The organism is Methylorubrum podarium, assembly GCF_022179745.1.
GTDB classification, from domain to species: domain Bacteria; phylum Pseudomonadota; class Alphaproteobacteria; order Rhizobiales; family Beijerinckiaceae; genus Methylobacterium; species Methylobacterium podarium.
The window spans coordinates 1-1,500 of record NZ_BPRD01000071.1 but is presented as its reverse complement, the minus strand read 5'-3'; the positions used below and the strand labels follow the sequence as shown (position 1 = coordinate 1,500).

Below are 1,500 nucleotides of genomic sequence, written 5' to 3'. Positions count from 1 at the left end.
CCGGTCAGCATCACGCTGTGCACGCCGAGCTTCCGCAGGGCCGCGATGCCGGCGGCCGCGTCGGCGCGGGGCTCGTCCCGGACCGCGATGGCGCCCAGGGCCTCGGCGCCGCGGACGACGATGACCACCGTCTTGCCGCCGGCCTCCAGCTCCGCGACGGCGCGGTCCGCCTCGGGGCCGAGCCGCGCGCTCTCGGCGGCGTGGCGCGGGGAGGCGACGAGCACCGTCTGGCCCATCACCGTGGCCTGCACCGCCCTGCCGGGGATGGCGCGGGCGTCCCGCGTCGGCCGCAGCGGCACCCCGTCCGTGTTCGCCCGGTCGAGGATGGCCCGGGCGATGGGGTGGCTGCTTCCGCTCTCGACCGCGGCGGCCAACCCGAGAAGCGACCGCTCCGACGCGTCCGGGGCGAGGGCCAGGATGTCGGTGACCCGCGGCCGCCCCGCCGTCAGCGTCCCGGTCTTGTCGAACGCGACCGTGCGCACCCGCCCGATGACCTCCAGCGCGGCGCCCCCCTTCACGAGCAGCCCGCGCCGCGCTCCGGCGGCCAGCCCGGACGCGATGGCGGCCGGGGTCGAGAGCACCAGCGCGCAGGGGCAGGCGATCAGGAGGAGCGCCAGGCCCCGATAGACCCAGGTGCCCCAGTCGGCGCCGAGCAGCAGCGGCGGCACGATTGCGACCGCGGCGGCGAACGCGAAGGCGATGGGCGTGTAGACCGCGCTGAACCGGTCGATGAAGCGCGCCGTGGGCGACTTCGAGGCCTGCGCCTCCTCGACGAGGTGCAGGATGCGGGCGACCGTGTTGTCGGCCGCCGTCTTGGTGACCCGGACCTGCAGCGCGCCGTCGGCGTTGACGCTGCCCGCGAAGACCGGGTCGCCGACCTCCTTGGGCTTCGGGACCGACTCGCCGGTGATGGGGGACTCGTCGAGGCTCGACGCGCCGTCGGTGATCACGCCGTCGGCGGGCACGCGGTCGCCCGGCCTCACGACGACGACCTGCCCGATGGCCAGCGACGCCGCGGGCACCTCGCGGATGGCGCCGTCGGGCCCGTCGACGAGGCGGGCGGTCTTCGGCACCAGGGCGGCGAGCGCCTTGATCCCGGCGCGCGCCCGGCCCGCCGCCACGACCTCCAGCATCTCGCCGACCGTGAAGAGCAGCACGACGATGGCGGCCTCCTCGGCGGCGTGGATGGCGAGCGCCCCCGCGGTCGCGACCGACATCAGCATCTCGATGGAGAAGGGCGTGCCGGCGAACGCCGCCAGGACCGCCCGGCGGCCGTAATAGGCGAGCCCGACGAGCGCGCCCGGCCAGTAGGCGTACTCGCCCGCCAGGCCCGGCGCGATCCGCTCGACGAGGAAGCCGGCGGCGAACAGGGCGCCGATGAGGATGCCCAGCAGCGCCTTCCGGCTCCGCCAGAGCGGCGGCTCAGGCTCCTCCGCGGTCCCGGCGGGCGGGGCGCCGCCCGAGGCTTGGGCCATGGCTAAGTCCGCGGCCGTGGGGAGC

The 1,500-nt window shown here is 76.5% G+C and carries 1 protein-coding gene; it reads right to left on the bottom strand.

The genetic code is table 11. The features are described 5' to 3' along the window. The coding region (locus MFF42_RS03855) for a heavy metal translocating P-type ATPase (protein ID WP_238254570.1) at positions 1 to 1,500 on the bottom strand (1,500 nt) is incomplete at both ends.